Origin of the sequence: Pseudoroseomonas cervicalis ATCC 49957 (assembly GCF_000164635.1) — a bacterium.
Lineage (GTDB): Bacteria > Pseudomonadota > Alphaproteobacteria > Acetobacterales > Acetobacteraceae > Pseudoroseomonas > Pseudoroseomonas cervicalis.
The window spans coordinates 1-602 of sequence record NZ_GG771221.1; the positions used below are offsets into that span (position 1 = coordinate 1).

A 602-nucleotide genomic window follows, 5' to 3' on the forward strand; every position below is an offset into this window, starting at 1 on the left:
CAGGCGCGGCGCGGCGAGCGGGGCGCCGCCCAGCGCCACGGCGCCGAGGGTCAGCAGCGAGCGGCGATGCAGTGTCACGTCCTCAACCTCCAGCCGGGCTCACGCCGGGTTGAGCATGGCCGGCGCCGCCCGTCCAGGCCCCACGCGGCGGCTCAGCGCGCCGCCCATTGCGAGCGCGGATGCACGAAGCCCGCCGCCGGATAGGCGGTGACGCCATAGGCGCCGCTCGGCGGATACCAGACCTTCACCACCGACCAGTCGTTGCGCGGCGAGACGTCGAGCACCGGCTGGTCGCGCATGATGCGGCCCTTCAGGCTGCCGCTGGCCCAGTTGGCGTGGTCCACCCGGATCTCGCGCGAGGACACGACGCGGCTGACCACCGCCAGGTGGCCGTCGCGCATGCGGCCGCTGCGCGCCAGCACCAGCACGCTGCCCGGGCGCGGCGCCGCGCCGCGCTCATAGGTGCCGGCGGCGGCGTCCCACCATTGCCAGGCATCGCCGCGCAGATCGACGCCGGAGCGCGCCCGCGCATAGGGCACGCAGGTCACCGGCTCGCGCAGCGCCTCGGCCCCCAGCACCGGGCCGCGCGGCGCGGCGCCGCC

Annotated in this window: 1 protein-coding gene; it reads right to left on the minus strand. The window is 77.1% G+C overall.

Going from position 1 to position 602, the window contains the following annotated elements; genetic code table 11:
* Positions 1-152 precede the first annotated feature (152 nt).
* Positions 153-602 (minus strand): CHAP domain-containing protein (locus HMPREF0731_RS22670; protein ID WP_007006618.1); only part of this gene is annotated, 450 nt, incomplete at its 5' end.